The 24,858-nt window shown below is 61.4% G+C and carries 22 protein-coding genes, 1 tRNA gene and 2 pseudogenes; 15 read left to right on the top strand and 10 right to left on the bottom strand.

All coding sequences use genetic code 11. From position 1 onward, the window contains the following. Positions 1–200: 200 nt before the first annotated feature. The 4 genes and pseudogenes from A4A58_RS24710 to A4A58_RS24695 form a co-directional block, all read left to right on the top strand. Positions 201–1,172 (top strand): annotated as a pseudogene (locus A4A58_RS24710) (DUF932 domain-containing protein); the annotation flags it as partial. 86 nt (positions 1,173–1,258) lie between these two features. Next, positions 1,259–1,546: a hypothetical protein gene (locus A4A58_RS24705; protein ID WP_068737152.1), complete on the top strand. Its 288-nt coding sequence runs from the start codon at positions 1,259–1,261 to the stop codon at positions 1,544–1,546. A gap of 4 nt (positions 1,547–1,550) precedes the next feature. Next, complete coding sequence (locus A4A58_RS24700) at positions 1,551–3,509, top strand: MacB family efflux pump subunit (RefSeq protein ID WP_068737150.1); 1,959 nt, start codon at positions 1,551–1,553, stop codon at positions 3,507–3,509. An 82-nt stretch (positions 3,510–3,591) separates the two neighbouring features. Next, the gene (locus tag A4A58_RS24695; protein ID WP_158005740.1) at positions 3,592–4,167 is read left to right on the top strand and encodes a GNAT family N-acetyltransferase; all 576 of its coding nucleotides are present in this window, start codon (positions 3,592–3,594) and stop codon (positions 4,165–4,167) included. A 116-nt stretch (positions 4,168–4,283) separates the two neighbouring features. Here the strand turns inward: A4A58_RS24695 and A4A58_RS29860 are convergent. Beyond that, positions 4,284–4,496: pseudogene (locus A4A58_RS29860) on the bottom strand (integrase); the annotation flags it as partial. A 418-nt stretch (positions 4,497–4,914) separates the two neighbouring features. Further along, complete coding sequence (locus A4A58_RS24685; RefSeq protein WP_068737144.1) at positions 4,915–5,574, bottom strand: TetR/AcrR family transcriptional regulator; 660 nt, start codon at positions 5,572–5,574, stop codon at positions 4,915–4,917. 149 nt (positions 5,575–5,723) lie between these two features. Here A4A58_RS24685 and A4A58_RS24680 point away from each other — a divergent pair, with 149 nt between their 5' ends. Genes A4A58_RS24680 through A4A58_RS29855 form a run of 3 tightly spaced genes read left to right on the top strand, consistent with a single transcriptional unit; the run spans position 5,724 to position 9,548 of the window. Continuing rightward, positions 5,724–7,988 carry a TonB-dependent siderophore receptor gene (locus A4A58_RS24680; protein ID WP_068737473.1) on the top strand — a complete coding sequence of 755 codons (2,265 nt, stop codon included), beginning with the start codon at positions 5,724–5,726 and terminating at the stop codon, positions 7,986–7,988. A gap of 43 nt (positions 7,989–8,031) precedes the next feature. Next, positions 8,032–9,153: a PepSY-associated TM helix domain-containing protein gene (locus A4A58_RS24675; protein ID WP_068737471.1), complete on the top strand. Its 1,122-nt coding sequence runs from the start codon at positions 8,032–8,034 to the stop codon at positions 9,151–9,153. Further along, positions 9,150–9,548 (top strand): hypothetical protein, encoded by a 399-nt coding sequence (locus A4A58_RS29855; protein WP_081422048.1) that lies wholly within the window; start codon positions 9,150–9,152, stop codon positions 9,546–9,548. The genes A4A58_RS24675 and A4A58_RS29855 overlap by 4 nt, the downstream gene beginning before the upstream one ends. A 263-nt stretch (positions 9,549–9,811) precedes the next feature. Here A4A58_RS29855 and A4A58_RS24670 read toward each other — a convergent pair. The 3 genes from A4A58_RS24670 to A4A58_RS24660 form a co-directional block, all read right to left on the bottom strand. After that, positions 9,812–9,886, bottom strand: a tRNA-Val gene (locus A4A58_RS24670). A gap of 167 nt (positions 9,887–10,053) precedes the next feature. Next, positions 10,054–11,316, bottom strand: coding sequence for a hypothetical protein (locus A4A58_RS24665; protein ID WP_068737142.1), 1,263 nt, complete (start codon positions 11,314–11,316; stop codon positions 10,054–10,056). 134 nt (positions 11,317–11,450) lie between these two features. Next, on the bottom strand, positions 11,451–12,035 hold the full coding sequence (locus tag A4A58_RS24660; RefSeq protein WP_068737140.1) for a DUF1134 domain-containing protein: 585 nt from the start codon (positions 12,033–12,035) through the stop codon (positions 11,451–11,453). A 113-nt stretch (positions 12,036–12,148) separates the two neighbouring features. Between A4A58_RS24660 and A4A58_RS24655 the strand changes: the two genes are divergently transcribed. Next, positions 12,149–12,643: a YHS domain-containing (seleno)protein gene (locus A4A58_RS24655; protein ID WP_068737138.1), complete on the top strand. Its 495-nt coding sequence runs from the start codon at positions 12,149–12,151 to the stop codon at positions 12,641–12,643. 7 nt (positions 12,644–12,650) lie between these two features. Here A4A58_RS24655 and cysQ read toward each other — a convergent pair whose 3' ends face one another. Further along, on the bottom strand, positions 12,651–13,463 hold the full coding sequence (gene cysQ / locus A4A58_RS24650; RefSeq protein ID WP_244499862.1) for a 3'(2'),5'-bisphosphate nucleotidase CysQ: 813 nt from the start codon (positions 13,461–13,463) through the stop codon (positions 12,651–12,653). A gap of 194 nt (positions 13,464–13,657) precedes the next feature. On the opposite strand from cysQ, the gene chpT reads away from it, so the two are divergent. From chpT to A4A58_RS24620, 6 genes are all read left to right on the top strand, one after another. Beyond that, entirely contained in the window at positions 13,658–14,305 is a 648-nt protein-coding gene (gene chpT / locus A4A58_RS24645) for a histidine phosphotransferase ChpT (RefSeq protein WP_068737134.1), read from the top strand. A gap of 200 nt (positions 14,306–14,505) precedes the next feature. Further along, a complete protein-coding gene (locus A4A58_RS24640; RefSeq protein WP_068737132.1) occupies positions 14,506–17,235 on the top strand; it encodes a hybrid sensor histidine kinase/response regulator in 2,730 nt (909 codons plus the stop codon). Positions 17,236–17,246: 11 nt separating this feature from the next. Then, the gene (locus A4A58_RS24635) at positions 17,247–17,729 is read left to right on the top strand and encodes a chemotaxis protein CheW (protein ID WP_068737130.1); all 483 of its coding nucleotides are present in this window, start codon (positions 17,247–17,249) and stop codon (positions 17,727–17,729) included. Positions 17,730–17,774: 45 nt separating this feature from the next. Continuing rightward, positions 17,775–18,140, top strand: a complete 366-nt coding sequence (locus A4A58_RS24630) for a response regulator (protein ID WP_068737128.1) — start codon at positions 17,775–17,777, stop codon at positions 18,138–18,140. 99 nt (positions 18,141–18,239) lie between these two features. After that, positions 18,240–19,406 (top strand): protein-glutamate methylesterase/protein-glutamine glutaminase, encoded by a 1,167-nt coding sequence (locus A4A58_RS24625; RefSeq protein ID WP_068737126.1) that lies wholly within the window; start codon positions 18,240–18,242, stop codon positions 19,404–19,406. Further along, entirely contained in the window at positions 19,403–20,284 is an 882-nt protein-coding gene (locus A4A58_RS24620; RefSeq protein ID WP_068737124.1) for a CheR family methyltransferase, read from the top strand. Before A4A58_RS24625 ends, A4A58_RS24620 begins: the two co-directional genes overlap by 4 nt. 6 nt (positions 20,285–20,290) lie before the next feature. On the opposite strand, the gene A4A58_RS24615 is transcribed toward A4A58_RS24620, so the two are convergent. The 4 genes from A4A58_RS24615 to ctrA form a co-directional block, all read right to left on the bottom strand. Next, complete coding sequence (locus A4A58_RS24615; protein ID WP_068737122.1) at positions 20,291–21,448, bottom strand: glutathionylspermidine synthase family protein; 1,158 nt, start codon at positions 21,446–21,448, stop codon at positions 20,291–20,293. Positions 21,449–21,454: 6 nt separating this feature from the next. Then, positions 21,455–21,853, bottom strand: coding sequence for a hypothetical protein (locus tag A4A58_RS24610; RefSeq protein ID WP_068737120.1), 399 nt, complete (start codon positions 21,851–21,853; stop codon positions 21,455–21,457). Next, on the bottom strand, positions 21,850–22,260 hold the full coding sequence (locus A4A58_RS24605) for a DUF350 domain-containing protein (RefSeq protein WP_068737118.1): 411 nt from the start codon (positions 22,258–22,260) through the stop codon (positions 21,850–21,852). Before A4A58_RS24605 ends, A4A58_RS24610 begins: the two co-directional genes overlap by 4 nt. A 158-nt stretch (positions 22,261–22,418) precedes the next feature. Then, positions 22,419–23,120: a response regulator transcription factor CtrA gene (gene ctrA, locus A4A58_RS24600; RefSeq protein WP_068737116.1), complete on the bottom strand. Its 702-nt coding sequence runs from the start codon at positions 23,118–23,120 to the stop codon at positions 22,419–22,421. Positions 23,121–23,492: 372 nt separating this feature from the next. On the opposite strand from ctrA, the gene fliI reads away from it, so the two are divergent. Next, a complete protein-coding gene (fliI, locus tag A4A58_RS24595; protein WP_068737114.1) occupies positions 23,493–24,818 on the top strand; it encodes a flagellar protein export ATPase FliI in 1,326 nt (441 codons plus the stop codon). Positions 24,819–24,858: the final 40 nt, after the last annotated feature.

Raw genomic sequence — 24,858 nt, 5'->3', positions numbered from 1 at the left:
TTCCGCGCCATCGCAGCATTTTCATGACGACATGATGAGCGCCAGGCGCGTGCAGACGCGCGCGTCGCGCGCCCCTGTGGGCGGGCGATCCCCCTCCACTCCGGCCGCCCTTGCCCTTGCTACCCCGGTCTCGCCGACGGGCAGGGTTGCAGCGCAGCGCTGCGCTTCAACCCAGACCTAAAGGAGAATGAGCGATGACCATGATAACCCTGACCCAGAACGAGCAGCCTGTTTCCGACCGCTTTCGCGTGGATGTATCGCGCGGCCAGCGGATTGGCCGTGTGTCGTCGGAGTGGTTTTCCCGTCCCGATGATGAGCGCTTTCTCAGCCTCACCGATCTTCATGACGCGGTGCGCCGCCGTGCCGAGTTCGCACAGGCCCGCACCGTGGAAAGCCGCGCCGTCAGGGTGGAGGCGAGCCGCGACAATGCCGAGCGGCTAGCATTGATCGTGCCGGGGCGAGACGAGCCGGTTGCGCCGACGCATTGGAGCTTTGGGCAGCTCTGTACACTCGTCGGTGCACCGTCATCCTATATGCGGCAGCTTCCTGCACCGCTGGCCGCGATCAATCTGCAACATGGCTTGCTGTCGCATCGCGCCGAACTGGTGAAAACATTGGAAGCCGACGACGGTCGTGTCGAGCTTCGTGCCGTCACGGGCCCAGATTATGGCCGCATCTGGGATCACGAGTTGGTCGCCGCCGTCATGAAGATCGCGGGCAATGGGACCGGAGATACACGGTGGAAGGTGCCGGGCGTGCTCGACTGGAATACGATGACGCATAACCCATTTGTGGACATCACTAACGAAGCGACGACGCTCTACGCCAGTGACCGCGACGTGTTCCTGTTCCTGGTGGATGACACCCATCCCATCGAGGCGGGACACTTACCGGATGGATCGCCAGACTTGTATTTCCGGGGCTTCTATTGCTGGAACAGTGAAGTCGGGTCTAAGACGCTGGGCATCGCATCGTTCTATCTCCGCGCCGTCTGCATGAATCGCAATCTCTGGGGTGTCGAGAACTTCGAGCAAATCACCATCCGGCATTCCAAGTTTGCTGCACAGCGTTTCGCGCACGAAGCGGCACCGGCTCTGACGAGTTTCGCCGATTCGTCGCCTGCGCCATTCATCGCCGGTATCAAGGCCGCGCGGGAGCAGATCGTAGCCCGCAGTGCACCAGTTCCTCTTCGTCGAGCGCTATCTACTACAACGGGACCTTTAACGTGCCTAACGAAGACGGTCGGCTGCAAACTTATATGACGGCCGAGGTCCAGATCGTTCTCGGAAATGCGAAGAATGCCCTGACGATTCCAGCCGCCGCGCTGGGCACAGCAGAGGCTGCCGGCCGCTACACAGTGCGCATCGTGGCTACAGATGGTACAACGTCCGAGCGAAAGATCAAGGTAGGCCTCAACAACAAGGTCACGGCGGAAGTTAAGGCCGGCCTAGAGGAAGGCGAGCGGGTCGTCACCGGAGAGGCCTTGACACAGACGTCAACGATGAATTCGCGAAGCCCGGGCGGTCCCCCGCCGATGGGATTCTAGCGTCATGGTGCAGCCGCTCATCGCTCTCTCCGGCATCAGGCGCGAATATCCCTCGGGCGACGCAACCATAGCCGGTCTGAAGGATATCAATCTCGCCATCGAAGCCGGCGAGATGGTGGCGATCGTCGGCGCATCGGGTTCCGGCAAATCGACGCTGATGAATATCCTCGGCTGTCTCGACCAACCGACATCGGGAAGCTACCGTTTCTCCGGGCGGGAAACTGCATCCCTCAACGCTGACGAACTGGCGGCGCTGAGACGAGAGCACTTCGGGTTCATCTTCCAGCGCTATCATCTGCTCAATGAACTGACTGCTCTCGGTAATGTCGAGATGCCGGCGATTTACGCCAACCGCAATCGAAATGAACGCGGCGCGCGGGCCGCCGCCTTGCTGAGCCGCCTCGGTATGGCCGACCGCACGCACCACCGGCCCGGCCAATTGTCCGGAGGTCAGCAGCAGCGCGTCTCCATTGCCCGCGCCCTGATGAATAACGCCAATGTCATCCTTGCCGACGAGCCTACCGGCGCGCTCGACAAGTATAGTGGCGAGGACGTGCTGCGCATCCTCGACGAACTGCACGCGGAGGGGCGGACCGTCGTCATCGTCACGCATGACATGTCCGTTGCAAGCCGTGCCAGCCGCATCATCGAAATCAGCGATGGCGAGATCGTATCCGATAGCACGAATGACAGGGCCTCCACGCGGCCCGCCGTATCCGATGGCAGAGAACCTGCTCAATCCGGCAGGTCGTCGCTTGCGGCCTGGCTCGACCGCTTCCGCGAAGCCTTTCGCATGGCCCTACTGGCGATGCAGGCGCACAAGCTGCGTACCTTTCTCACCATGCTAGGTATCATCATCGGCATCGCGTCGGTTGTCAGCGTCGTTGCGCTCGGCCAAGGCTCGCAACAGCGGGTATTGGCGGACATCTCCGGCCTCGGCACTAATACGCTGGAGATTTTTGCAGGCAAGGATTTTGGCGACACCCGGTCCAGCAAGATTACCACGCTGGTCGTGTCCGATGCGACCGAACTGGCGAAGCAGCCTTATATTGCGGCGGTGACGCCAACCGTCTCGACTTCCAGCACCATCCGCTTCGGCGCCAAGGAGGCGAGCGCGCTCACCAACGGAGTCGGCGACCGGTATTTCTCCGCGGCCGGCATGAAACTCTCCGAAGGCCGCTTCTTCGATGCCACCAGCGTGCGCAAAGTGGCACAGGAGGTGGTGATCGATGCGAACACCAGGACCGCGCTGTTCGCCGACGGAACCAGTCCTGTCGGACAGGTGATCCTGGCGGGAAAGGTTCCGCTTCGCATTATCGGGGTCGTGCAGGCGCGCCAAGGCGGCTTCGGCTCGAACCAGAATCCATCGCTCTATCTTCCCTACACGACCGTGCAAGCGCGCTTTGTCGGAAGCCATTCCTTACGCAGCATTACCGTGCGCATCAATGACGACGTGGCGACGACGCTTGCCGAGCAGGATGTGACCCGCTTTCTGATGCAGCGGCACGGCAGAAAGGATTTCTTCATCCTCAATACCGACGATATTCGTAAGACCATCACCAGCACCACGCAGACCATGACGCTTCTGATCGCAGCGATCGCGGTGATCTCGCTGATCGTCGGCGGCATCGGCGTGATGAACATCATGTTGGTCTCGGTTTCCGAACGCGTTTCCGAGATCGGTGTGCGCATGGCTGTTGGCGCGCGCCAGGGTGATATTCTCCAGCAGTTCCTGATCGAGGCGATGCTGGTCTGTCTCATCGGCGGTGTTCTAGGCATCGCAATAGCGCTCGGCTTCGGTGCCGCACTCAGCATGTTCAGCACCAGTTTCAGCGTTGTATATTCAACAGCCTCGATCGTCGCCGCGTTCCTTTGTTCAAGTCTGATTGGTGTCGTCTTTGGCTTTTGGCCGGCTCGCAATGCGTCACATCTTGACCCGGTGGCGGCGCTGGCGAGGGAGTAGAAACGGATGAATTCATCGTCGAGATAGAGATCAAATTGCAGAAGAATAGTCTCATTCTGTTTTTCCTCCGAAGATGCATGACATGAATCGCATCAATCACGCGGAACACAATCAAGGAGCGTGCGACGTGCAGCAATTCGACATGGGTGACCTGATCCTGCGCGAGATCGACATCAGCGAGTTATCGACTGTTGAACGCATCGTGGAGGTTGCACTACAAAACACGTTTGAAGCATCCCATGGCGGCCAGGCGATGCCGGGAAGAGACGGGCAGCACCCTGTCCGCCAACGCGACTTCTTCGGAGACAACGGCGTCGTATTCAAGATCTTGGTGGGTCAAGACATCATCGGCGGGATTTTCATTCGGTTCGATCGCGCCGAGAGAAGGGGAGTGGTTGAACTCTTCGGGCTAAGCGCGGCTTATCACGGCAAGGGCTTTGGTCAACGGATTTGGCGCAAAATCGAGCAGATCTATCAGGACGTTCGCGTGTGGGAGCTTCAGAGCCCTACCTTCGCGCTCAGGAACGTTGCCTTCTACGTGAACAAGTGCGGCTTCCACATCGTCGCGATCACCCGAGACCAGCAGACCGAGACCTGGGACATGTTCCGCTTTGAGAAGATCTCTCCCAGTGAGCGGAGAGGGGGCGGACGAACGTAAGAATTCGGTAGACCTACCGCCGCAAGATGCCCCGCGTGCAAACATCAGAAGCTCGTTATGCGCCTTGCCTTAGGCGCGGACTCGTCGATCAGGCCGCCGTGGTAGGATCGCGGCCGAACTTGACGGGACGGCGTAAGCCGTGAAGTACAATCAACTATGTCCTTGTCGAGGATCTCGACCCAGCCGCTGCCGTCCTCTATCTGCTCTGGACCGACATCAAGGCCGACCACTTCGGAACGCCGCAGCCCGCCGGCCAAGCCGGTCAGCAGCATGGCGCGGTCGTGCAGGTTGCCGCGATCGAGCGTCTCGAGCATGGCGATGACGTCCTCCGCTCCGCAATCGCCAGAAATGTCCCGAGCAGTTCGCCTTTGCTCCCGCCTGAGGTGGCGTAGGCATCATCAAAGATGTTGACGCCCATTCCCCTGCGAAAGAAGTCGTCGGGTGGCGTTCGTAAAGGCGAGAACGTAGCCGATGCTCATTTCGAACAGATCTTTGGCTAGTTTCAGCTCGACGGGCCTCAGCTGCTACATGTTGGTTCTCCCTGCCCGGCCCAATATCCACGTGACACCCACAGGGTTCCTCAGCATGGGTGTGGATATCGATGGCAACAAGGTCGTCGGGATTGAGCAGCTTCATGGTCCGCGTTCTCCCGCAATTTTCATCATTATCGTTGGGAGTGGGCGTAGCACAAACGGGCGGCGCGAATGAAAAGCGAGGGCGGCTCACGTCCGTCATCCCCGGACGTCGTCAGGCAGGCTTCCCTGGAGGCGCGATGCCGCCGCGGGCACCGCCCAGAAACAGCGCCCATGCTTTCTCGAAATAGGCGTCCTGGGCGCGCGTCGAGGCATAGGTCGTCTGGCCGAGCATAGCATCGATCATCGGCCCGACGGCGATGCTGTTGAGCAGATGCATTGCCAGCACGCCGATATCCCCCTGCGCGATCTCGCCCGCCTCCTGCGCGCCGCGGATAAGCGCGAACAGCCGGTCCATGATCGGATCGTCAGGCCGCTTGTTGACGGATTGCCCGACCACGATGGCCTCGCTGAAGGCGATCCGCTTGAAGGCGATCAGAGTTGGATCGAGATTGACAGTCAGCAGCCAGCGGGCCGCGGCGCGCAGCTGCGTCAGTGCATCGCCCTTCTGCGCCGCCATCGTTGTCTGGAAATGCGCCTGAGTTTGTTCGCGCGCATGTTCGACCACGCCCTCGAACAGTGCCAGTTTGGAGGGATAGCGGCGATACACCGTGTCCTTGCCCATCCCGCAGGCGGCCACCACCTGCTCGACCGAGGTCGCGGCATATCCCTGCTGCGCGAAGAGCCGCGACGCGGTCTCGATGATGAGGAGCGACTTGGCTTCGCTGCCGGTCTTGTGCGGACGCCCGCCCTTGTTGGTCGATGCGCCCTGCATGCGCACTCCTGACTCTGGTGCTTCCGGTGAAGTAAATCTTTCGAGCAATTCCAATTTCAGATTTGCCCGCATTTGGCAATCTTTATGGACAGGACGGTCCCGTCCCGTTTATTGCTTGCCCCGTCAATGTGGAACTGCTGGGGAATGTGATGGGGTGCAATCGTCAATCGATCGTGTGGGCGGCTTTTGCTGCGGCAACGCTGGGTATTTTGCCCGCAGAAGCGCAGCCGGCGCCGCGGGATGCGTCTGTCGCATTGCCGCCGGTGACGGTGCAGCAGCCGCCCAATCGCTCGGCGCGGCGCGCGGCCGTGCGTCCACGCGTCGCACCGCTGGCCACAGCACGACGGGCGGCGCCCGCGGCACAGCGGCCGACGCGTAGCGTGAGCAACCCCACCAATACGTCGGACCGCTATCTCGACAAGACTTCGGGCACCGCAACCAAGACCGACACGCCGGTACTGGAGACGCCGCAGTCGATCTCCACCATCACCCGTCGCCAGATCGACGACCAGAACGCACAGACCGTCGGTAACGCGCTGCGCTACACCGCCGGCGTGCTGTCTGATGCCGACACCAATTCGCGCTACGACAGCATCTTTATGCGCGGATTTGGCTCGTTCGGCCTCACCACCAGCTATGTCAGCTATTTCGACGGGTTGAAGCTGCCACGCGGCCAGGCCTTTGCCGTCGCCGCCATCGATCCGTTCCTGCTCGATCGCATCGACGTGCTGAAGGGGCCTTCCGCGATGCTGTACGGGCAGAGCAACCCGGGCGGCCTCGTCAATCAGGTCAGCCGGATGCCGAGCGCCACGCCCTTCAACGAATTCCGCGTCGAAGGTGGCAGCTATGGTCGCATCCAGTCGGGCGTCACCAGCCAGGGCGCGCTGGATAAGGAAGGCCACTGGCTTTACAGCCTCAGCGCCATCGGCCGTTCGTCCGGCACGCGCTACGGCGGCGTCGATGAGCAGCGCGTCGCCGTGGCGCCGTCGCTGACTTGGGCGCCGGACATGGACACCCGCTTCACGATCCAGAGCTACTATCAGAACGATCCGAAGGGCGGCTATTTCAACTCTATCTATGCGAAGTCGCTCGCGCCCGCGCAGTATCAGCCCTACCTGAATTCGAAGCTGAATGTTGGCGATCCCGGCTTCGACAGCTTCAGGCGCGAGCAATATGGCGTCGGCTATCAGCTTGAGAAGCGACTGACGGACGTCGTCAGCCTGCAATCCAGCATGCGTTATTCGCACGTCGATATCGACTTCCAGTCGCTGCAGATGAACGCGCCGCTGACCGCCACCGGTCAGCTGCCGCGCTGGGCCATCCGCTCGACGGAAAATGTAAATGGTCTGTCGGCCGACAATCGCCTGCAATTCGACGTCGCTACCGGCGCCCTGCAGCACAAGATCATCACCGGCGTGGATTATCAGGAAACCCGCAGCAACTGGCGCTACGAGATCGGCGGTGCGACCGCGCTGGACGTGGTCAATCCGATCTATTATCAGCCCGTCGGCGCTTTCGCGACCTTCATCAATAATGGCCAGAACCTGTCGCAGGCCGGCCTTTATGCGCAGGACCAGATCAGCCTCGGCGGCTGGCGTGCGACCCTTGGCATCCGCCATGACTGGGCGGACCAGAGCACGGAGAACCGGATCGCGTCGTCGCGTTCGAACCAGGCCGACGACAAGACGACCTATCGCGCCGGGCTGCTCTATCTGTTCGACAATGGCGTGGCGCCTTACGTGAGCTATTCGACATCGTTCGAGCCGGTGGCCGGCGTCGATGTCAACAATTCGCCTTTCGTGCCGACCACCGGCGAGCAGTATGAGGCGGGCGTCAAATATCAGCCGACGTTCCTGCCGATCCTGCTCACCGCGGCGGTGTTCGACATCCGGCAGCAGAACGTGCAGTCGCCTGCCGCCGTCGCTGGTTTCTTCGTCCAGCAGGGCGAGGTGCGCTCTACCGGTGCCGAGTTCGAGGTGCGCGGCAACTTCACCGACAGTCTCGAACTGGTTGGCGCGTTGACCTTCCTTGACACCCGCGTCACCAAATCCACCGACGCACTCCTGCTCGGCATGCGCCCGCAGGCGGTGCCGGATTTCTACGGCTCGGCGTGGGCGAACTACACGTTCCGCACGGGGCCTGTGACAGGCCTGACGCTTGGCGGCGGCGTCCGCCATGTCGGCTCTACCTTCGGCGACGACTACAACACCCTGCGTACGCCGGCCTATACGGTTGCGGACCTCGCGCTAAAATACGAGTTGGGTAATCTCACCCGCAGCCTGAAGGGCATGTCGCTGACGCTGAACGTCAACAACCTGTTCGATAAGGAATATTATTCGAGCTGCTCGTCGGGCTTCTACTGCCAATACGCCAATCGCCGCACAGTGCTGGCGGGGATGCGGTATCGGTGGTGAGGCGTAACGATCATAATCGGTGCTGTTCGGGCGCGGCGGTGCAATGACTCCGCGCACGATCCGGGTCTGGTCGTGGCTGCATCGTTGGAGCAGCCTGGTCTGCACGATCTTCGCGCTGCTGCTCTGCGTCGCCGGCCTGCCGCTGATCTTCAAGGATGAGCTCGGCCCAGACCTCAAGCTCGAAACCGTCAGCACGGCGCCGGGGACGGCCTCGATGGACGATGTCGTCGCGCGGGCACTGGCCGCGTGGCCGGGGCAGGTGGTGCCCTATCTGTTTTACGACCGCGACCACCCCATCGTGAAAGTGCCGACGGCGCCCGCGATGACCACGGACCCCGCCGACTTCCACTATCAGGTGTTCGACACCCGGACCGGGCGGCAAATCGAGATTCCGCAGCCCAATGAGGGCTTCCTCCATGTGATGCTGCGGCTGCATCTCGACATGTTCGCCGGCATCTGGGGTACGTTGTTTCTCGGCTTCATGGGCCTGCTGCTGTGCATCGCCATCGTCTCGGGCGTCGTGCTCTATGGCCCGTTCACGCGGCGGCTCGACTTCGGCGCTGTCCGCAGACATGGCGGTCGCCGGCTGCGATGGCTCGATTTGCATAACCTGCTCGGCATCGGCACGCTGGCGTGGTTCGGTGTCGTCAGCTTCACCGGCGTGATCAACACGCTGGCGGCGCCGATCGAAATGGCCTGGCAGGCGAGTCAGCTCGTCGAGATGGCGTCGCAGGCCAAGCCAGCAGTGAATGCGGCGAGGCGTGCGTCGCTCGACGACGTGCTGAGCGAGGTGCGCGCTGCGGTGCCGGGGATGAATGTCATGACGGTCGCCTTTCCAGGCACGCCGTTCGCGACACCGTCCCATGTGGCGGTCTTCCTCACCGGCAACACGCCGATCACGAACCGAGTTTTGAAGCCCGCGCTCGCCGATGCATCGTCCGGTCGCGTGGTCTCCGTGCGCGATATGCCGTGGTATGCGACGGCGCTGTTCATGTCGCAGCCGCTGCATTTCGGCGACTATGGCGGGTTGCCGCTCAAGATCATCTGGGCGTTGCTGGATATCGTGACGATCGCTGTACTCGTCAGCGGATTGTATCTGTGGTGGGCGAAGCGGTGGCGGCCTGTGAGCGGTGCAATCGCAAAGCGGCTGGCGGCCGCCGCATGAGCACGTTCGGGCGGCAGTGGCTTTGGCCGATCATCCTCGCGGTATCGACCGTGTTCGGGCTGCTCGCTAGCCTGATCGGCGAAGGCGGCTTCTGGTGGACGCTGAGCTGGCTAACGCTCGCGCTGCCGCTGCTGACAATACTGCATTGCTTGGGCTCCGCGCGACGATCGCTGCCCAAATCCGGCGAGACGCCCAGCTTGTTTAACCAAGATTCTGACTCAGCCTGCCTGCGAGGCCTGCGTAGAAAACGGGGCGATGTGGCGGTTTCCGAGCACTGTGCGGACGGTTGCGGACGCTTTGGAACGGGCTTGAACAGCCTAGTTGGTGCCCCTGGCCGGAATCGAACCAGTGCCACTAACCGGTTGAATTTGAGAGTTTTCCACGAATCTGGCTAAAAATGCCAAGGGTGGACTCGTCAAACAGCCACTATCAGCGAATGTCGGTATCGGTGGTTGCGAGTCCAGGATTTGAACCTCGTCGATGCGCGCGACGCCGTCGCTGCACGCCCCTGACTAGTGGTGCTGCAGTGAACGTTCCCGGAACAAAACTCCGCAGTTTTTCCCCGGTTGCATGCGTTATGTTTGCGTATCGTTCTGCCGGCAGTTGCCGAGAACGATCATACCTAATTCAAAAAAGATAAGGAAAATCAGCAGTTAGGTGGTGGGCGCACAAGGGATCGAACCTTGGACCTCTCCCGTGTGAAGGGAACGCTCTCCCGCTGAGCTATGCGCCCGGGATGCCGTACAGACCAAAAGGCCGGGCGGTAATGCCCGGCGGGGACTGACGTCAGTGGCGCGATTTAGGGAATAGGGGGCAGGGGTGTCAAGCGAACCCTGCCGCACATCCGCACAATAAGTCTCCCATCCGGCCGGTTGGGCCGATCCGGTTCCCGGGGCGGCTCTAGCCGGGCTGCGGAGCGCGGGAGGCGTGGGACTGCAGCGCCCGAATCCGGTCGGCGAGGGTGTTGTTGGGCGCGAAACCGGCGTCATTGGCCGCGCGTGGCTGGGCGGAAGGCGTCGGTTCGGCAGCCAAAATTGCCTCGATGGGCGAATTCGGCCCTTCCAGTGTCATCGCCATTTTGGCGACTTCGGCGGCGATGTCGTTGATGCGCTCGCGCAGCAGGGCATTTTCCATGCGCTCGGTGGCCCATGCGCTCTCGGCCTGCTGATGGACGCCGTTGAGGTCGCGCTGCAGCTTCGCGCGCTCTTCGCGGGCGGTGGCGAGTTCGGTCTCCACCGCGGCCTTCTCGGCGCGCAGCTTCTCGAGAACAGGGGATCCCTTGGCGCCGTTCATGGCGGCGAGTTCGACGCGCAGGTCGCGCGCGATCTGTTCGGCGGCTTCATTGGCTTGGCGCAACTGACTGTTCTCGAAATCGCGCTCTGCCAGGATCTTGGTCTGGGTCGAGAGCTGGCTCTCGAGATCGGTGACGCGGGCGCCGAGCTGTTCGGCTTCGCGCACCTGGATGGTGAGCTGCTGATCGAGATCAGTCACGCGCTGGCTGAGATTCTCGACGCGCGCGCGCGCCTCGGTCAGTTCGCGCGTCGCGGTGTCGGACTCGCCGCGCTGCAGCTCCAGCCGGTGCTGCGTATTGGCGAAATCCTTTTCGGCATCGCCGACGCGGCCCTTCAATTCCTCGACCTGCGCGCGCACGGCGATGAGCTCGACCTGGCGGGTGTCGGCCACCATGGAGCGATCCGAGAGGTCGTGGTTCAGCTTGGCGAGCTCGCTTTGCTTGTCGCTCAGGGCCTGTTCGGCGGCGCGCAACGCTTCCGTCTTGCTGGTGAAGTCGGCCTCGGTGAGGCCGAGTTTTTCCTTCACGGCGGCTTCACGGGCTTCCAGCGCGAAGATCGTGGCGTTCTTTTCGCCGAGCTCAAGCTTCATGCGGTTGATGGCGTCGGACTTCTTGCCGAGTTCGGCGAGCTGGCTGGTGGTCTTGTTCTTGAGCTGGTCGACGCTCATTTCCAGTCGGCGTGCCGCCATGGCGAATTCCGCGCGCAACTGGTCCTTGTCGGCCTGGATTTCCGCCATCGACAGCGGCGTCGCGGCTTCGAGCCGGCGGGTGGTGAGGCGGACGGCGCGGTTATGCACCAGCGGCATGATCATCAGGCCGCAGAGCATCGAGACCAGAAAACCGATCGCCAGATACATGATCGGTTCAACCATGACGAATGCTCCCACGCTCTCAAAATGCAGCGGTTAGCATGCCATGGCACCGCCGGCAAAGACAGCGTAACGCCTCGTTAACCTTTATTCAGCCGTTCAGAAGCGCTTGATCGCAGGACTGCGCGATCGAGGGCTTAGAACGGGTTCCAGGTCGCGCTGGGGGTATATTTGAGATAGCCGATATTGGCGCCGAGCCGCAGGCCGAGACCCGAACGGATCGGCACCAGCACGACGTTGTTGGCAGTCAGTGCCGTCATGCCGAAGCCGCCGATGATGTAGGCGGAACCGTCGATACCGGCGAAGCGCTGATAGATCGCCTGGGTGGCAGGCAGGTTATAGACCAGCGTCATGGTGCGGGCGCCGTCGCCGCCCCAGTCGAAGCCGACCGAAGGGCCCTGCCAGTAGACGCGTAGATCGCCGGCATTCTTCGTATAGAGCGTGCCTTCGCCGTAACGGAGGCCTGCCACGATTGCGCCGCTGCCTTCCTCGCCCAGAATATAGCCGTTCGGCAGCCCCCACTGGCTGACGGCCTTTTCGATCACCGAAGCAAGGCCGCGCGAGACGTTGCCGAAAAACCGGTGCCCGGCCGTCATGAGTTCTTCGGACCGGTAGGTGTCCGGTGCGGCCTGGCCGCGCGGTGATTGCTGCGCAGAGGCCGGCGAGAAGGCGAGCGTGAACGTGGCTAGCGCGACCGCTGCCAGGCGTGATGCGAAGGTCATGAAAAGAACCCCTGGTATTTCAAATTTGCGACCGCGGCTTTAACCGGATGCTGAGAAGCACGGTTTAACTCTGCAGTCATTGTCCCCGACTCCCTATACTATCGGTATCAACTATGACGGCACAACGGCGGGAATTGTCAGGCTGGAGCCGTGGAATTGCCTTGATTCTGCTGCTGGCGGCCGCTCTGGTCCCGGCGGGCGCGCAGGCTGCGACCAGTGAACGCGTGGTCACTGACCGATATACGGGTCTCGCAATCAGCGGTTTCGATCCAGTGGCCTATTTCACCGAAGGCCGCCCGACGCTGGGGCAGCCGGACTTCGAAATGTCGGAAGAGGGCACCGTCTGGCGCTTCCGCAATGAGGGCAACCGCGCCTCCTTCGCCGCGCATCCGGACATCTACGGTCCGCAATTCGGTGGCTATGATCCCGTCGATGTCGCCCGCGGGGTCGCCTTCGCCGGCAATCCGCGTTTGTGGCTCATTACGGGCGAACGCCTTTACCTGTTCGGCCGCGAGGAGACCCGCGACGCCTTTGCTGCGGCACCGACCAAATATCTGCCCGGCGCGCGCAAGCGCTGGCCGGGCGTGCAGGATATCCTCGCGAAATAGTGCGGGTTCAGCCGCGCGTGCTCACGCTGGGGTCACCCCAGGCGATGAATTCCGGCACGATGAAGTCTTCCCGGTCGCCGCCGAAGCGAACCGCCTTGCCAAAGGTGTCCGTCACCTTGCCGCCTGCAGCGACCACCACGGCATGGCCGGCGGCCACATCCCATTCGCAAGTCGGCGCCAGCCGTGGATAGATGTCGGCCTGGCCCTCTGCCACGCGGCAGAATTTCAGCGCCGAGCCGAACTCCTGTCTGACAGCACCGGGGCGGCTGGCGATGAAAGCCTCGGTTCGCTGGTCGCCATGGGAACGGCTGACCGCAGCGGTCCATGCCGCGCCCGGAGCAGGCGCCGCGCGGGTCTGGATCGGTGTGATCTTGCGGATGGACAGGTCTGGCGCGAGTTCGACACGTTCGGCGCCGCGCCCCACCAGCCCGCGCCAGATCAGCCCGAGGGCTGGGGCACCGACAATACCCAGCAGCGGAGTGCCATCGACGATCAATGCAATATTGACGGTGAACTCCTGACGGCCGGCGACGAATTCCTTGGTACCGTCGAGCGGGTCGATCAGGAACAGTGTGCCGGCATAGGGGGGCGTGGCGAGATGGAGGCGCTCTTCGGACAGCGACGGGATTCCCGGAAACAGCCGGGCCAGTCCTTCGCCGATGACATGGTCGGCCGCGAGATCGGCTTCGGTCACAGGCGAGCCGTCCGCCTTGCCATCCACGGTCATGACATTGCGGTTGACCTTGAGGATGGCAGCGCCGGCCTGTGCGGCGAGCTCGGTCAGCGGCTCCATCAGGGTGGCAGCCCGCGCGGCATCCATGCGAGGTCGCGAATCATCCGTCATCGACCAGCCTTCATCCTCTGCATGTCATCCCCGTTCATTTCTACACGCGCCTGTTGCACCGGTGGACTGTGCCAGCCTTGTTGTGGTCGCGCCACCATCTGCGGTGTATCTAACCGTAAAGCAAATGCTTGATTCGCCGTTCATTCTGTGTGGCCCCAGGAGCGCATTTCATGTCCGACACTCCCACGCCAGGTCCGGCCCCCGATGCCCTTGAACTCGCGGCATTGCTCTGCTCGCGGGTCTGCCACGACCTGATCAGCCCCGTGGGCGCCATCGTCAACGGGCTCGAAGTGCTCGATGACAATCCCAAACCGGAAGACAAGGAATTCGCGCTCGATCTGATCCGGAAGAGCGCCAAGACCGCATCGGCCCGCCTGCAGTTCTGCCGGCTCGCCTTCGGTGCCGCTGGCTCGGCTGGCGCGCAGATCGATCTTGGGGACGCGCAGACCATGTCGCGCGGTCATCTGGAAGACGCCAAGACCAAGATCGAATGGAATCTGCCGCGGCTTCTGCTGCCGAAGAACAAGGTCAAGCTGTTGCTCAACATGCTGGTAATCGCACAGCAGACGATTCCGCGCGGCGGCGTGCTCAAGATCGATGGCATCGGCGAAGGTGAGCCGCAGGGGTTCAAGATCACCGCTGCAGGCCTCAACGCGCGCCTGCCGCAGGCCATCGTCGATATGCTGGCCTCGGAACAAGTTGGCAGCATCGATGCCCATGCCGTGCAGCCCTACTACACGCGGCTGCTGGCGCAGGCTTGCGGCCTCAAGGTGACCTTGGTGCCCGAAGGCGACGCCATCGTCGTCACCGCGATCTGATCGCAAACTCATTCAACTCTTAATGAACTCTTTACGAGTCCGCCGTTTGGCGGGCTCGTGCGTGTGCGAGCATATAGCTAAATGTCGCATTCATTGTTTTTGGGAATGCTCAACTAATATTAAACGCTTTGCGGGGAAAGTAGCCAGACTTCGAAAGGCGTAGCGAAAGTCGCGAGCCTGGAGTGTGAAGGCCTATTTTCATGGATGATCTTCTCCGCGAGTTTTTGACGGAAACCAACGAGAGCCTGGATACGGTTGACAATCAGCTGGTCCGCTTCGAACAGGACCCGAATAACGCGAAAATTCTCGATAATATTTTTCGTCTCGTTCACACCATCAAGGGCACGTGCGGATTTCTCGGACTGCCCCGTCTCGAAGCTTTGGCCCACGCCGCCGAGACACTCATGGGCAAATTCCGCGATGGAATGCCGGTCACCGGAGAGGCGGTTACGCTCATCCTGACCACGATCGATCGCATCAAGGAAATTCTCAGTCAGCTCGAAGCCACGGAAGTGGAGCCTGAAGGCGTCGACGAAGATCTGATCGGCGAACTGCATCACATGGTCGAAAAAGGCATGGAATCGATGACTGAGTCCGCACCTCCGATCGCACCGGAAGCGCCTGTCGCTGCGGAGCCGGCCCCGCTGATCGTTCCAACCCTCGAGCGTGAGCTGCGTCCCGGTGAAGTCTCGCTCGAAGAGCTTGAGCGCGCCTTCCAGGAAACCGCCATCGAAGTCGCACCGCCGGCAGCTGCCGCGCCTGCGCCTGCAGCCGCCGTCGCGCCACCGACTCCGGTTGCTGAAAAGCCCGCCGCGCCGAAGGCTGCTGCTCCGAAGCCTGCTGCCAAGAAGACCGCGGTCGAGGTCGACCAGCCAGAAGCTGACAAGGTCGCGAACCAGTCGATCCGCGTGAATGTCGACACGCTCGAACATCTGATGACCATGGTCTCCGAGCTGGTGCTGACCCGCAACCAGCTGCTGGAAATCAGCCGTCGTCATGAAGACACCGAATTCAAGGTGCCGCTGCAGCGCCTGTCCACCGTGACGGCCGAACTGCAGGACGGTGTCATGAAGACGCGCATGCAGCCGATCGGCAATGCCTGGCAGAAGCTGCCGCGTATCGTGCGTGATCTGGCCGGCGAACTCGGCAAGCAGATCGAACTCGAGATGCACGGCGCCGATACCGAACTCGATCGCCAGGTGCTCGACCTTATCAAGGATCCGCTCACCCACATGGTGCGCAACTCGGCGGATCACGGCCTCGAAACGCCGGCTGAGCGCGCTGCCGAAGGCAAGCCGGAGCAGGGCACGATCCGTCTGTCCGCCTATCATGAAGGCGGCCACATTCTGATCTGCATCGCCGACAACGGCCGCGGTCTCAACACCGAGCGGATCAAGGCGAAGGCGATCTCGAACGGTCTGGCCACCGAAGCCGATATCGAGAAGATGTCGGAAGCGCAGATTCACAAGTTCATCTTCGCGCCGGGCTTCTCGACCGCGGCCGCTGTCACCAGCGTCTCCGGTCGCGGCGTCGGCATGGACGTGGTACGCACCAATATCGATCAGATCGGCGGCACCATCGACATCAAGTCGGTGGCCGGCGAGGGCTCCAGTGTCACCATCAAGATCCCGCTCACGCTGGCCATCGTGTCGGCGCTGATCGTTGAAGCCGGTGGTGATCGCTTCGCGATCCCGCAGCTCGCGGTCGTCGAACTGGTGCGTGCGCGCGCCAACTCCGAACATCGCATCGAGCGCATCAAAGACACCCCGGTGCTCCGCCTGCGCAACAAGTTGCTGCCGCTGATGCATCTGAAGAAGCTGCTGCAGATCGATGATGGCAGCTCTGCCGATCCGGAGAACGGCTTCATCGTCGTGACCCAGGTGGGCAACCAGACCTTCGGCATCGTCGTCGATGGCGTCTTCCACACCGAAGAAATCGTCGTCAAGCCGATGTCCACCAAGCTCCGTCACATCGGCATGTTCTCCGGCAACACCATCCTGGGCGATGGCGCGGTGATCATGATCGTCGATCCGAACGGCATCGCGCAGGAGCTTGGTGCTCTGGCGTCGAACGCCCACGAGATCGCCGACGAGAATGCCGCGATGCGCGCGATGAATGCAGAACAGCTGACGTCGCTGCTGGTGTTCCGCGCTGGTTCCGCACAGCCCAAGGCGGTGCCGCTCGGTCTCGTCACGCGTCTCGAAGAAGTGACCGTTGACAAAGTCGAGCTGTCGAACGGTCGCTACATGGTCCAGTACCGCGATCAGCTGATGCCGCTGGTGCAGATGGAAGGCGTGACCGTCCGTACGTCGGGCACCCAGCCGATCCTCGTTTTCGCAGACGACGGTCGCTCGATGGGTCTCGTCGTCGACGAAATCGTCGATATCGTCGAAGAGCGGCTGCATATCGAAGTGGCCAGCGGTCGCGAGGGGATCCTCGGCTCGGCTGTCATCAAGGGTCTCGCGACCGAAGTGATCGACGTCGGTCACTTCCTGCCGATGGCTTTCGCCGATTGGTTCAGCCGCAAGGAAATGCGTGTTTCCGCGACGGCACAGTCGGTGCTGTTGGTCGATGACTCCGCGTTCTTCCGCAACATGCTCTCGCCCGTGCTCAAGGCTGCGGGCTATAAGGTGCGCGTCGCCACCAACGCGCAGGAAGGTTTGACTTTCCTGCGTTCAGGTCAGGAGGTCGACGTGATCCTCACCGACATCGAAATGCCCGACATGAACGGTTTCGAATTCGCCGAAACCATCCGGGCGGATCAGAGGCTGAGCCACACGCCAATTATCGCCCTGTCGGCGATGATCTCCCCGGCGGCCATCGAGCGCGGTCGCCTCGCAGGTTTCCATGATTACGTCGCCAAGTTTGATCGCCCCGGCCTGATTGCGGCGCTCAAAGAACAAACCACTGAAGTTCGTCAGGCTGCGTGAGGGAAATCGCAATGACCAGCACCACCACTACCAAGGCTCCGAGCGCTGACGGCGCGATCACCGAATACGTGACCACCATGATCGGTGGACAGCTGTTCGGCATGCCGATCTCGCGCGTGCAGGACGTGTTCATGCCCGAGCGTCTGACCCGCGTGCCGCTGTCCTCCAGCGACGTCGCCGGCGTGCTCAATCTGCGCGGTCGAATTGTGACCGCGATCGACATGCGTTCGCGCCTTGGCCTGCCGAAGAACGATGACGGCAAGCCGCCGATGGCTGTGGGCGTCGATCTCCGCGGTGAATCTTACGGCTTGCTGATCGACTCGATCGGCGAAGTCCTGAAGCTCGCCGATGAGAGCCGTGAAGTGAACCCGGTCAATCTGGATCCGCGCATGGCCAAGATGGCCGATGGCGTCCATCGTCTCGATGGTCAACTGATGGTCGTACTCGACGTTGATCGCATCCTTGAAATCTCGCCTGACAAGCTGGCCGCCTAAGACCAGCACTTGGACAATTTTGTCCGCGGTGGAAATGAGGCTCACATGAAGACGTGTCTGGTTGTCGATGACTCCAGTGTCATCCGTAAGGTCGCCCGTCGGATTCTCGAAGGTCTCGATTTCGAGATCACCGAAGCTGAAGACGGCGAGAAAGCGCTCGAAATCTGCAAGCAGAACCTGCCGGACGCTGTTCTGCTCGATTGGAACATGCCGGTGATGGATGGTTACGAGTTCCTGCGCAACCTGCGCCGTATGCCTGGCGGCGACGTTCCGAAGGTCGTGTTCTGCACGACGGAGAACGATGTGGCTCACATCGCGCGCGCCCTGCACGCCGGCGCGAACGAATACATCATGAAACCGTTCGACAAGGAAATCGTGTCGGCGAAGTTTCAGGAAGTCGGCCTGATCTAAAATCCACGCCGGAATTCTTTATTTGACTTCCGGCGCCTGTCTTTTTGTTTGTGCATTTTTTCAGTGCATTTGTCGCGTTGTGTTGCGTCCGGTGAGTTCATGAGTGTTGATGTGATAAGTCCTCCTGTTGTCGATTCGCGGTATGAGCCACTGCGAGTCATGGTGGTGGACGACTCCGTGGTCATTCGCGGCCTGATCTCACGCTGGATCGAGGCCGAGCCGGACATGGCCGTCGCGGCCTCGCTCCGCACCGGTCTCGATGCCGTCAACCAGATCGAGCGCATCAATCCCGACGTTGCGATTCTCGATATCGAAATGCCGGAGCTCGATGGCATTTCGGCGCTGCCGCAGCTGCTGGCGAAGAAGCGGAATCTCATTATCATCATGGCGTCGACGCTGACCCGCCGCAACGCGGAGATCAGCTTCAAGGCGATGTCACTCGGCGCCGCCGACTACATTCCGAAACCGGAGAGCACCCGGGAGATTTCCGCAGCCGACATCTTCAAGCACGACCTGTTGCAGAAGATACGTCATCTTGGCGCGAAGGTTCGCCGCCTCAAGTCGGCGACGACGCCGTCGATCGTGCCATCTCCCGCGGCGCGTGAGGCTGCGCCGTCATTCCGGTCCGTCACATCAATCGCCGCGCAGGCGCAGCTTGTGAAGCGTCCTTTCAGTGCCACTATGCCACGCGCGCTGCTGATCGGTTCGTCCACTGGCGGTCCGCAGGCCCTGATGACGCTGGTTGCCGAAATCGGCGCTGTGATCGACAAGGTGCCGGTGCTGATCACGCAGCATATGCCGCCGACCTTTACGACCATTCTCGCCGAACATCTTGCGCGCGCCAGCAAGCGTCCGGCTCGCGAAGGTGTCGATGGCGAACTCGTCAAGGCCGGTCAGATCTACCTCGCGCCAGGCGGCAAGCATATGCGCGCCGTCAAGCAGGGTGCCAACATTGCCATCGCGCTTGATGACGGTCCGCCGGTGAATTTCTGCAAGCCTGCTGTCGATCCACTGTTCACGTCTGCCATCGACGTCTGGCACGGCGCCATCCTCGCCGTCGTGCTGACAGGCATGGGTTCGGACGGCATGCGCGGCGGCAAGGATATCGTCGCGGCTGGCGGCAATGTCATCGCGCAGGACGAAGCATCGAGCGTGGTGTGGGGTATGCCCGGCGCTGCCGCCAATGCGGGCATTTGCTCGGCTATCCTGCCGCTCAATCAGATCGGTTCGAAAGTGGTTCGTCTTTTCTCGGGAGATCGGTCATGATACCGGCAGACTACGATTTCCTGCGCAAGTTCCTGAAGGAACGTTCGGGTCTCGATCTGTCTGCTGACAAGCAGTATCTGGTCGAAAGCCGGCTGATGCCGCTCGCACGCAAGGCCAATCTGTCGGGCCTTGATGAGCTGGTTCAGAAGATCAAGAACGGCTCGTCGACGCTAGCGTCCGACGTGGTCGAGGCGATGACCACCAACGAAACCTTCTTCTTCCGCGACAAGCTTCCATTCGACCATCTGCGCGATGTCGTGCTGCCGGAGATGATCCAGGCACGTGCGGCCCGCAAGAGCCTGCGAATCTGGTGTGCGGCTGCGTCTACCGGTCAGGAGCCGTATTCGATCGCGATGACCATCAAGGAAATGAGCGCCCAGCTCGCCGGATGGCGGATCGAGATCATCGGCACGGATATCTCGCAGCAGGTGCTCGAGAAGTCGAAGTCGGGCATCTACACCCAGTTCGAAGTCCAGCGCGGATTGCCGATCCAGCTGCTGGTCAAATACTTCAAGCAGACCGGCGAGATGTGGCAGATCAATCCGGAGATCCGGTCGATGATCCAGTACAAGCCGCTCAATCTGCTGCAGGACTTCTCCAGCATGGGCAAATTCGACATCATCTTCTGCCGCAACGTGCTGATCTATTTCGATCAGGAGATGAAGACGCAGATATTCGGTCGTCTGGCCAAGTGCACGGAGCCTGATGGCTTCCTGGCGCTGGGTGCCGCAGAGACCGTTGTCGGTCTGACCGATGCGTTCAAGCCGTATGCCGACAAGCGTGGCCTGTACCGCCCGAACGTTTTGCGTGCCGCACCGTCGATCGTGCCGAGCATGACACCTGTGGGTCTCAAGGCCGCAGCTTCGCCGGCACGCTGAGTGCCATCACAGGATCGCGTGCGGAATGAAGCGTGACATGTTGCCGGTGATCGGATTCTCATCCTCGCGGATCGAGAGCCCGCATGGCACGTCATCGACCAGCCAGCTGCCCAGCACCGGATACTGATCCGCAAAGTTCGGCAGCGGCATTAGCATCTGCCGAATGAAACCTTCTTCGCCATAGGGACCGGGCTGCGCATCGATGGCGCTGCCGCCGCTCACCAGCGTGACATTGGCGCCTTCGCGCGAATAGAGCGGCTTGCGCACATAGGATGTGCCGAGCTCGGTGGCTGCAGCATCATCGTCGAAATAAGCCGGCAGCAGGTTCGGGTGGTTCGGAAACATCGCCCATAGCAGCGGCAGGATGCCCTTGTTGGACAGAATGGCTTTCCACGGTGGCTCGATCCAGCGCGTCGATGCGCCTTTCAGACGGCTGCCGAATGCCTCGCGGAACATCCACTCCCACGGATAAAGCTTGAACATCAGGTCGATCGGCTGGTCCTTGAGATCGACGAAGTGCCCGGTGTCGGCATAACCGATGTCCTTGATGTCGATCAGCGCCGGTGTGAGGCCGCCTTGCTGCGCGACATCGGCGAGGTACTGCACTGTGCCGCGGTCCTCGGCATTGTCCATGGCGGCTGCGAGATGAATGGCTTTGTCGGCGCCGATCTTGCGCCAGGCCTCGATGAGCCGCTCATGCAGCGAGTTGTATTGATCGGCCCGCTTCGGGATGATCTGGCGCTCGATCGCCTGTTCGAGCCAGGTCCATTGAAACACCGCGGCCTCGAACAGTGAGGTTGGCGTGTCCGCATTGTATTCGAGCAGCTTTGCCGGACCTTTGCCGTCGAACTGGAAATCGAAGCGGCCGTAGAGGCTGGGATCGCTCCGTTGCCAGCTTGCGGCGATGAAGGTCCAGTAGGCCTGCGGAATCTTCAGTAGCCGCAGATAGCGCTCATCCTTGACCGCACGGCTCACCAGCTCGCGGCACATCGCGTTGAGTTCGGCGGTCGGGGCTTCGATCTGACGCTCGATCTCATCCAGCGTGAAGGCGTAGTAGGCGCGCTCGTCCCAATAGCGGTCGCCGGCCTCGGTATGAAATACGAAGCCCGTCGCGGCCGCTGTGGCCTGCCAATCGTCACGCTCGGAACATGCGATGCGTTGCATGAAAAACTAGCCGCCGCCGGAGAAATGCGAGGCGAAGGAGCCGAAGCCACCATGGGTTACGTGGCTGCTGCTGGATGACGAGCTGTCATATCCGCCGCTGGATGACGATCCGGTGCTGGCGAAGTTGCTGCGTCCGGAGGAACTGTTGCTGCCCCCTGAATAACCATGGCCGCCGGAGGATGACGACGAACTGCGCTGCTGACACTCCTGCTGCTGGCCGGCGATGGCCGCGCGGTTCGGGTCGCAATGTTCGCTCGGCATCAGCGCATAGGCACCGCCGCCCAGGGCCATGGTGCCCATGAGCAGGAGCGCCACATGGTTGGAACGTTTGCGCGACGGAGCTTCCTCATGCATCGGTTGCACGGGTTGGCGCTTGCCGAAGTTCTTTGCGGGCCCGCTGGTCATGGCGAATACACCATGGAGGCAGCGTTCAGCACGCCGGCAGCAAGGGAGGCGAGGCCGAGCCAGAGGGCCGGGGCCATCTCGCCATTGGCTATGCGATCCGACAATTGCGGCACCGGAATGCGAAGAATGAAATAGACGGCGATCTGCACGATCAGCGCGATGATCGCCCAGATCAGGCAGTCGACCACATTGGCGGAGTGGACGATGGCGCTGGCCACCGGCAGCACGAAGCCGAGCAGGCTGAGCCCGAGCGCGATCGCAGCCGGCGCGCAATCCTTGCGGATCAGTGCGAACTCGTCATGTGCGGTCACGCGCAGATAGACGAACAGATAGAGCATCACGGCGACGATGCCGGTACAGAAGTAGACCAGAAAGGCCGGCAGCCCGACCAGAGATTGCAGAACCATTCCGCCCCCGAATGCGCTTCAAGCGACATCGCTCGATACCGCTCATTGTATTCGTCTCGGCGAGCAATGGGAGAGTTCATCCGCGCAAACAAAAACCCCGCCTGCTGGCGGGGTTTCGTGAGAACTTTCGGGGAGTGACGCTTATGCCGGCTTGAAACTCAAGCCGGGATGCGGATCTCTTCTTCGTGCGGCTCGCGGAGCACATAGCCACGGCCCCAGACGGTTTCGATGAAGTTGCGGCCTTCGGAAGCATTCGCCAGCTTCTTGCGCAGCTTGCAGATGAAAACGTCGATGATCTTCAGTTCGGGCTCGTCCATACCGCCATAGAGGTGGTTGAGGAACATTTCCTTGGTGAGGGTGGTACCCTTGCGGAGCGAGAGCAGCTCCAGCATCTGGTATTCCTTGCCCGTCAGATGGACGCGCTGACCGCCGACTTCCACCGTCTTGGTATCGAGATTGACCACCAGGTCGCCAGTCTGGATGACCGACTGGGCGTGGCCCTTGGAGCGGCGCACGATTGCATGAATGCGGGCAACCAGCTCGTCCTTGTGGAAGGGCTTGGTCATGTAGTCGTCGGCGCCGACGCCGAGACCCTTGACCTTGTCCTCGATGCCGGCGAGGCCCGAGAGAATGAGGATCGGGGTCTTGATCTTGGACACCCGCAGCTGCTTGAGCACATCGTAACCGGACATGTCCGGCAGATTGAGATCGAGCAGGATAATATCGTAGTCGTAGAGCTTGCCGAGATCGACGCCCTCTTCTCCGAGATCCGTCGTATAGACGTTGAAACTCTCGGATTTGAGCATCAGCTCAATCGACTGCGCAACGGCGCTATCATCTTCAATTAGCAAAACGCGCATGCCAGTCCCCTTTAGTCGCCGCTCCGGGCGTCAGGTCGGCCGCCATACTTGCGGCACCAAAAAACGCCTACGAACAACTGATTCGGATCCTGACTGGATATGGTTAACAAAACCTGATTCTTCAGCGCAAGCTCTAATCGTGCAATTTTTGTCGAATCGCCATAAGATGTTGCAGCAAAGACTCTTTTTGTACCCGTACCCGCTCAAGCTCCACATTAAGAGCCGGACCTAACCGACTCCATCGACTCGCCCCTTCATTCTGATGGCGCGAATGCTCTCAGTCATCCAAGACAGTGACGTAATGATTAACGATGCGGGTAAACACGGGGTTAAGGCCGAGCCGGCAATGAAGCGAAACTTAAGGGTTTTGCAATGAAAGCCCTTGCGGAACAGATTACTGACCTCGATGGCGTCAATATTTACGGCCGGGTGGTCGGTGTTCGCGGGTTAATGGTTGAGGTGGCCGGGCCGATCCACGCGATGTCGGTCGGTGCCCGAATTACCATCGAGACCGGCACAAGCCGTTCCATCCCCGCCGAGGTGATCGGTTTCAGTGGCGACAACGCCGTGGTGATGCCCTTCGCCGGACTGGAAGGCGTACGTCGCGGCTGCCGGGCGGTGATCGCCAATGCCGCCAGCCAGGTGCGGCCCTCGATCGCCTGGCTCGGCCGCGTCGTGAACGCCATGGGCGAGCCGATCGACGGCAAGGGGACGTTGCTGCAGGGTCCGGCACCGATGCCATATCGCGCGTCTCCGCCGCCGGCGCATTCTCGCAAACGCGTCGGCGCGCCGCTCGATCTCGGGGTGCGCTCGCTCAATACCTTCCTGACCTGCTGCCGCGGCCAGCGCATGGGCATCTTTGCGGGCTCCGGCGTCGGCAAGTCGGTGCTGCTGTCGATGCTGGCACGTAATGTCGATGCCGACGTGTCGGTCATCGGCCTGATCGGCGAACGTGGCCGTGAAGTGCAGGAGTTCTTGCAGGAGGACTTGGGCGAAGAAGGTCTCGCACGCGCCGTCGTAGTCGTGGCGACTTCGGACGAGCCTGCACTGATGCGGCGCCAAGCGGCTTATCTGACGCTGTCGATCTCGGAGTTCTTCCGCGATGAGGGCAAGGACGTCATGTGCATGATGGACTCGGTCACGCGTTTCGCCATGGCGCAGCGCGAGATCGGTCTGTCCGTCGGCGAGCCGCCGACTGCAAAAGGCTATACGCCGACGGTGTTCACCGAACTGCCGAAACTGCTGGAGCGGGCAGGGCCGGGCACCGATGAAGGCTCCATCACGGGCATCTTCACGGTGCTGGTCGACGGCGACGATCACAACGAACCCGTTGCTGACGCCGTGCGCGGCATTCTCGACGGTCATATCGTGATGCAACGCGGTATCGCCGAGCGCGGCCGCTATCCTGCTATCAATATCCTGAAGTCGGTGTCGCGAACCATGCCGCGGTCCTGCGATCCGGCCTATTTGCCGACGATCACGCGGGCCCGGCAGATCATGGCGACTTATTCGGATATGGAAGAGCTGATCCGGCTCGGCGCCTATCGCGCCGGTTCCAGTCCGGAAGTGGACGAGGCGATCCGGCTCCATGAGCCGCTTGAGGCATTCCTGCGACAACGGAAGGACGAAGTCTGCGGACTGGCCCAAGGTTATCAGCAACTGCAACAGATCGTTGGTAGTTTGGAAACGGAACGCTAACTTTGTCAGGCCATCATGACCCTCAGAGACGAGTTTCGGC

The organism is Tardiphaga robiniae (assembly GCF_001618955.1).
GTDB classification, from domain to species: domain Bacteria; phylum Pseudomonadota; class Alphaproteobacteria; order Rhizobiales; family Xanthobacteraceae; genus Tardiphaga; species Tardiphaga robiniae_A.
Note: the sequence above shows the minus strand (reverse complement) of the source record. Positions and strands in the feature narration are given on the sequence as shown.

Bases quoted from the DNA above. Each gene is read 5' to 3' on its own strand.
- A4A58_RS24705 (WP_068737152.1), top strand. From the start codon at position 1,259: ATGACGGCCGAGGTCCAGATCGTTCTCGGAAATGCGAAGAATGCCCTG.
- A4A58_RS24700 (WP_068737150.1), top strand. From the start codon at position 1,551: ATGGTGCAGCCGCTCATCGCTCTCTCCGGCATCAGGCGCGAATATCCC.
- A4A58_RS24695 (WP_158005740.1), top strand. From the start codon at position 3,592: ATGAATCGCATCAATCACGCGGAACACAATCAAGGAGCGTGCGACGTG.
- A4A58_RS24685 (WP_068737144.1), bottom strand. From the start codon at position 5,574: ATGCAGGGCGCATCGACCAACAAGGGCGGGCGTCCGCACAAGACCGGC.
- A4A58_RS24680 (WP_068737473.1), top strand. From the start codon at position 5,724: ATGGGGTGCAATCGTCAATCGATCGTGTGGGCGGCTTTTGCTGCGGCA.
- A4A58_RS24675 (WP_068737471.1), top strand. From the start codon at position 8,032: ATGACTCCGCGCACGATCCGGGTCTGGTCGTGGCTGCATCGTTGGAGC.
- A4A58_RS29855 (WP_081422048.1), top strand. From the start codon at position 9,150: ATGAGCACGTTCGGGCGGCAGTGGCTTTGGCCGATCATCCTCGCGGTA.
- A4A58_RS24665 (WP_068737142.1), bottom strand. From the start codon at position 11,316: ATGGTTGAACCGATCATGTATCTGGCGATCGGTTTTCTGGTCTCGATG.
- A4A58_RS24660 (WP_068737140.1), bottom strand. From the start codon at position 12,035: ATGACCTTCGCATCACGCCTGGCAGCGGTCGCGCTAGCCACGTTCACG.
- A4A58_RS24655 (WP_068737138.1), top strand. From the start codon at position 12,149: ATGACGGCACAACGGCGGGAATTGTCAGGCTGGAGCCGTGGAATTGCC.
- cysQ (WP_244499862.1), bottom strand. From the start codon at position 13,463: ATGGATGCCGCGCGGGCTGCCACCCTGATGGAGCCGCTGACCGAGCTC.
- chpT (WP_068737134.1), top strand. From the start codon at position 13,658: ATGTCCGACACTCCCACGCCAGGTCCGGCCCCCGATGCCCTTGAACTC.
- A4A58_RS24640 (WP_068737132.1), top strand. From the start codon at position 14,506: ATGGATGATCTTCTCCGCGAGTTTTTGACGGAAACCAACGAGAGCCTG.
- A4A58_RS24635 (WP_068737130.1), top strand. From the start codon at position 17,247: ATGACCAGCACCACCACTACCAAGGCTCCGAGCGCTGACGGCGCGATC.
- A4A58_RS24630 (WP_068737128.1), top strand. From the start codon at position 17,775: ATGAAGACGTGTCTGGTTGTCGATGACTCCAGTGTCATCCGTAAGGTC.
- A4A58_RS24625 (WP_068737126.1), top strand. From the start codon at position 18,240: ATGAGTGTTGATGTGATAAGTCCTCCTGTTGTCGATTCGCGGTATGAG.
- A4A58_RS24620 (WP_068737124.1), top strand. From the start codon at position 19,403: ATGATACCGGCAGACTACGATTTCCTGCGCAAGTTCCTGAAGGAACGT.
- A4A58_RS24615 (WP_068737122.1), bottom strand. From the start codon at position 21,448: ATGCAACGCATCGCATGTTCCGAGCGTGACGATTGGCAGGCCACAGCG.
- A4A58_RS24610 (WP_068737120.1), bottom strand. From the start codon at position 21,853: ATGACCAGCGGGCCCGCAAAGAACTTCGGCAAGCGCCAACCCGTGCAA.
- A4A58_RS24605 (WP_068737118.1), bottom strand. From the start codon at position 22,260: ATGGTTCTGCAATCTCTGGTCGGGCTGCCGGCCTTTCTGGTCTACTTC.
- ctrA (WP_068737116.1), bottom strand. From the start codon at position 23,120: ATGCGCGTTTTGCTAATTGAAGATGATAGCGCCGTTGCGCAGTCGATT.
- fliI (WP_068737114.1), top strand. From the start codon at position 23,493: ATGAAAGCCCTTGCGGAACAGATTACTGACCTCGATGGCGTCAATATT.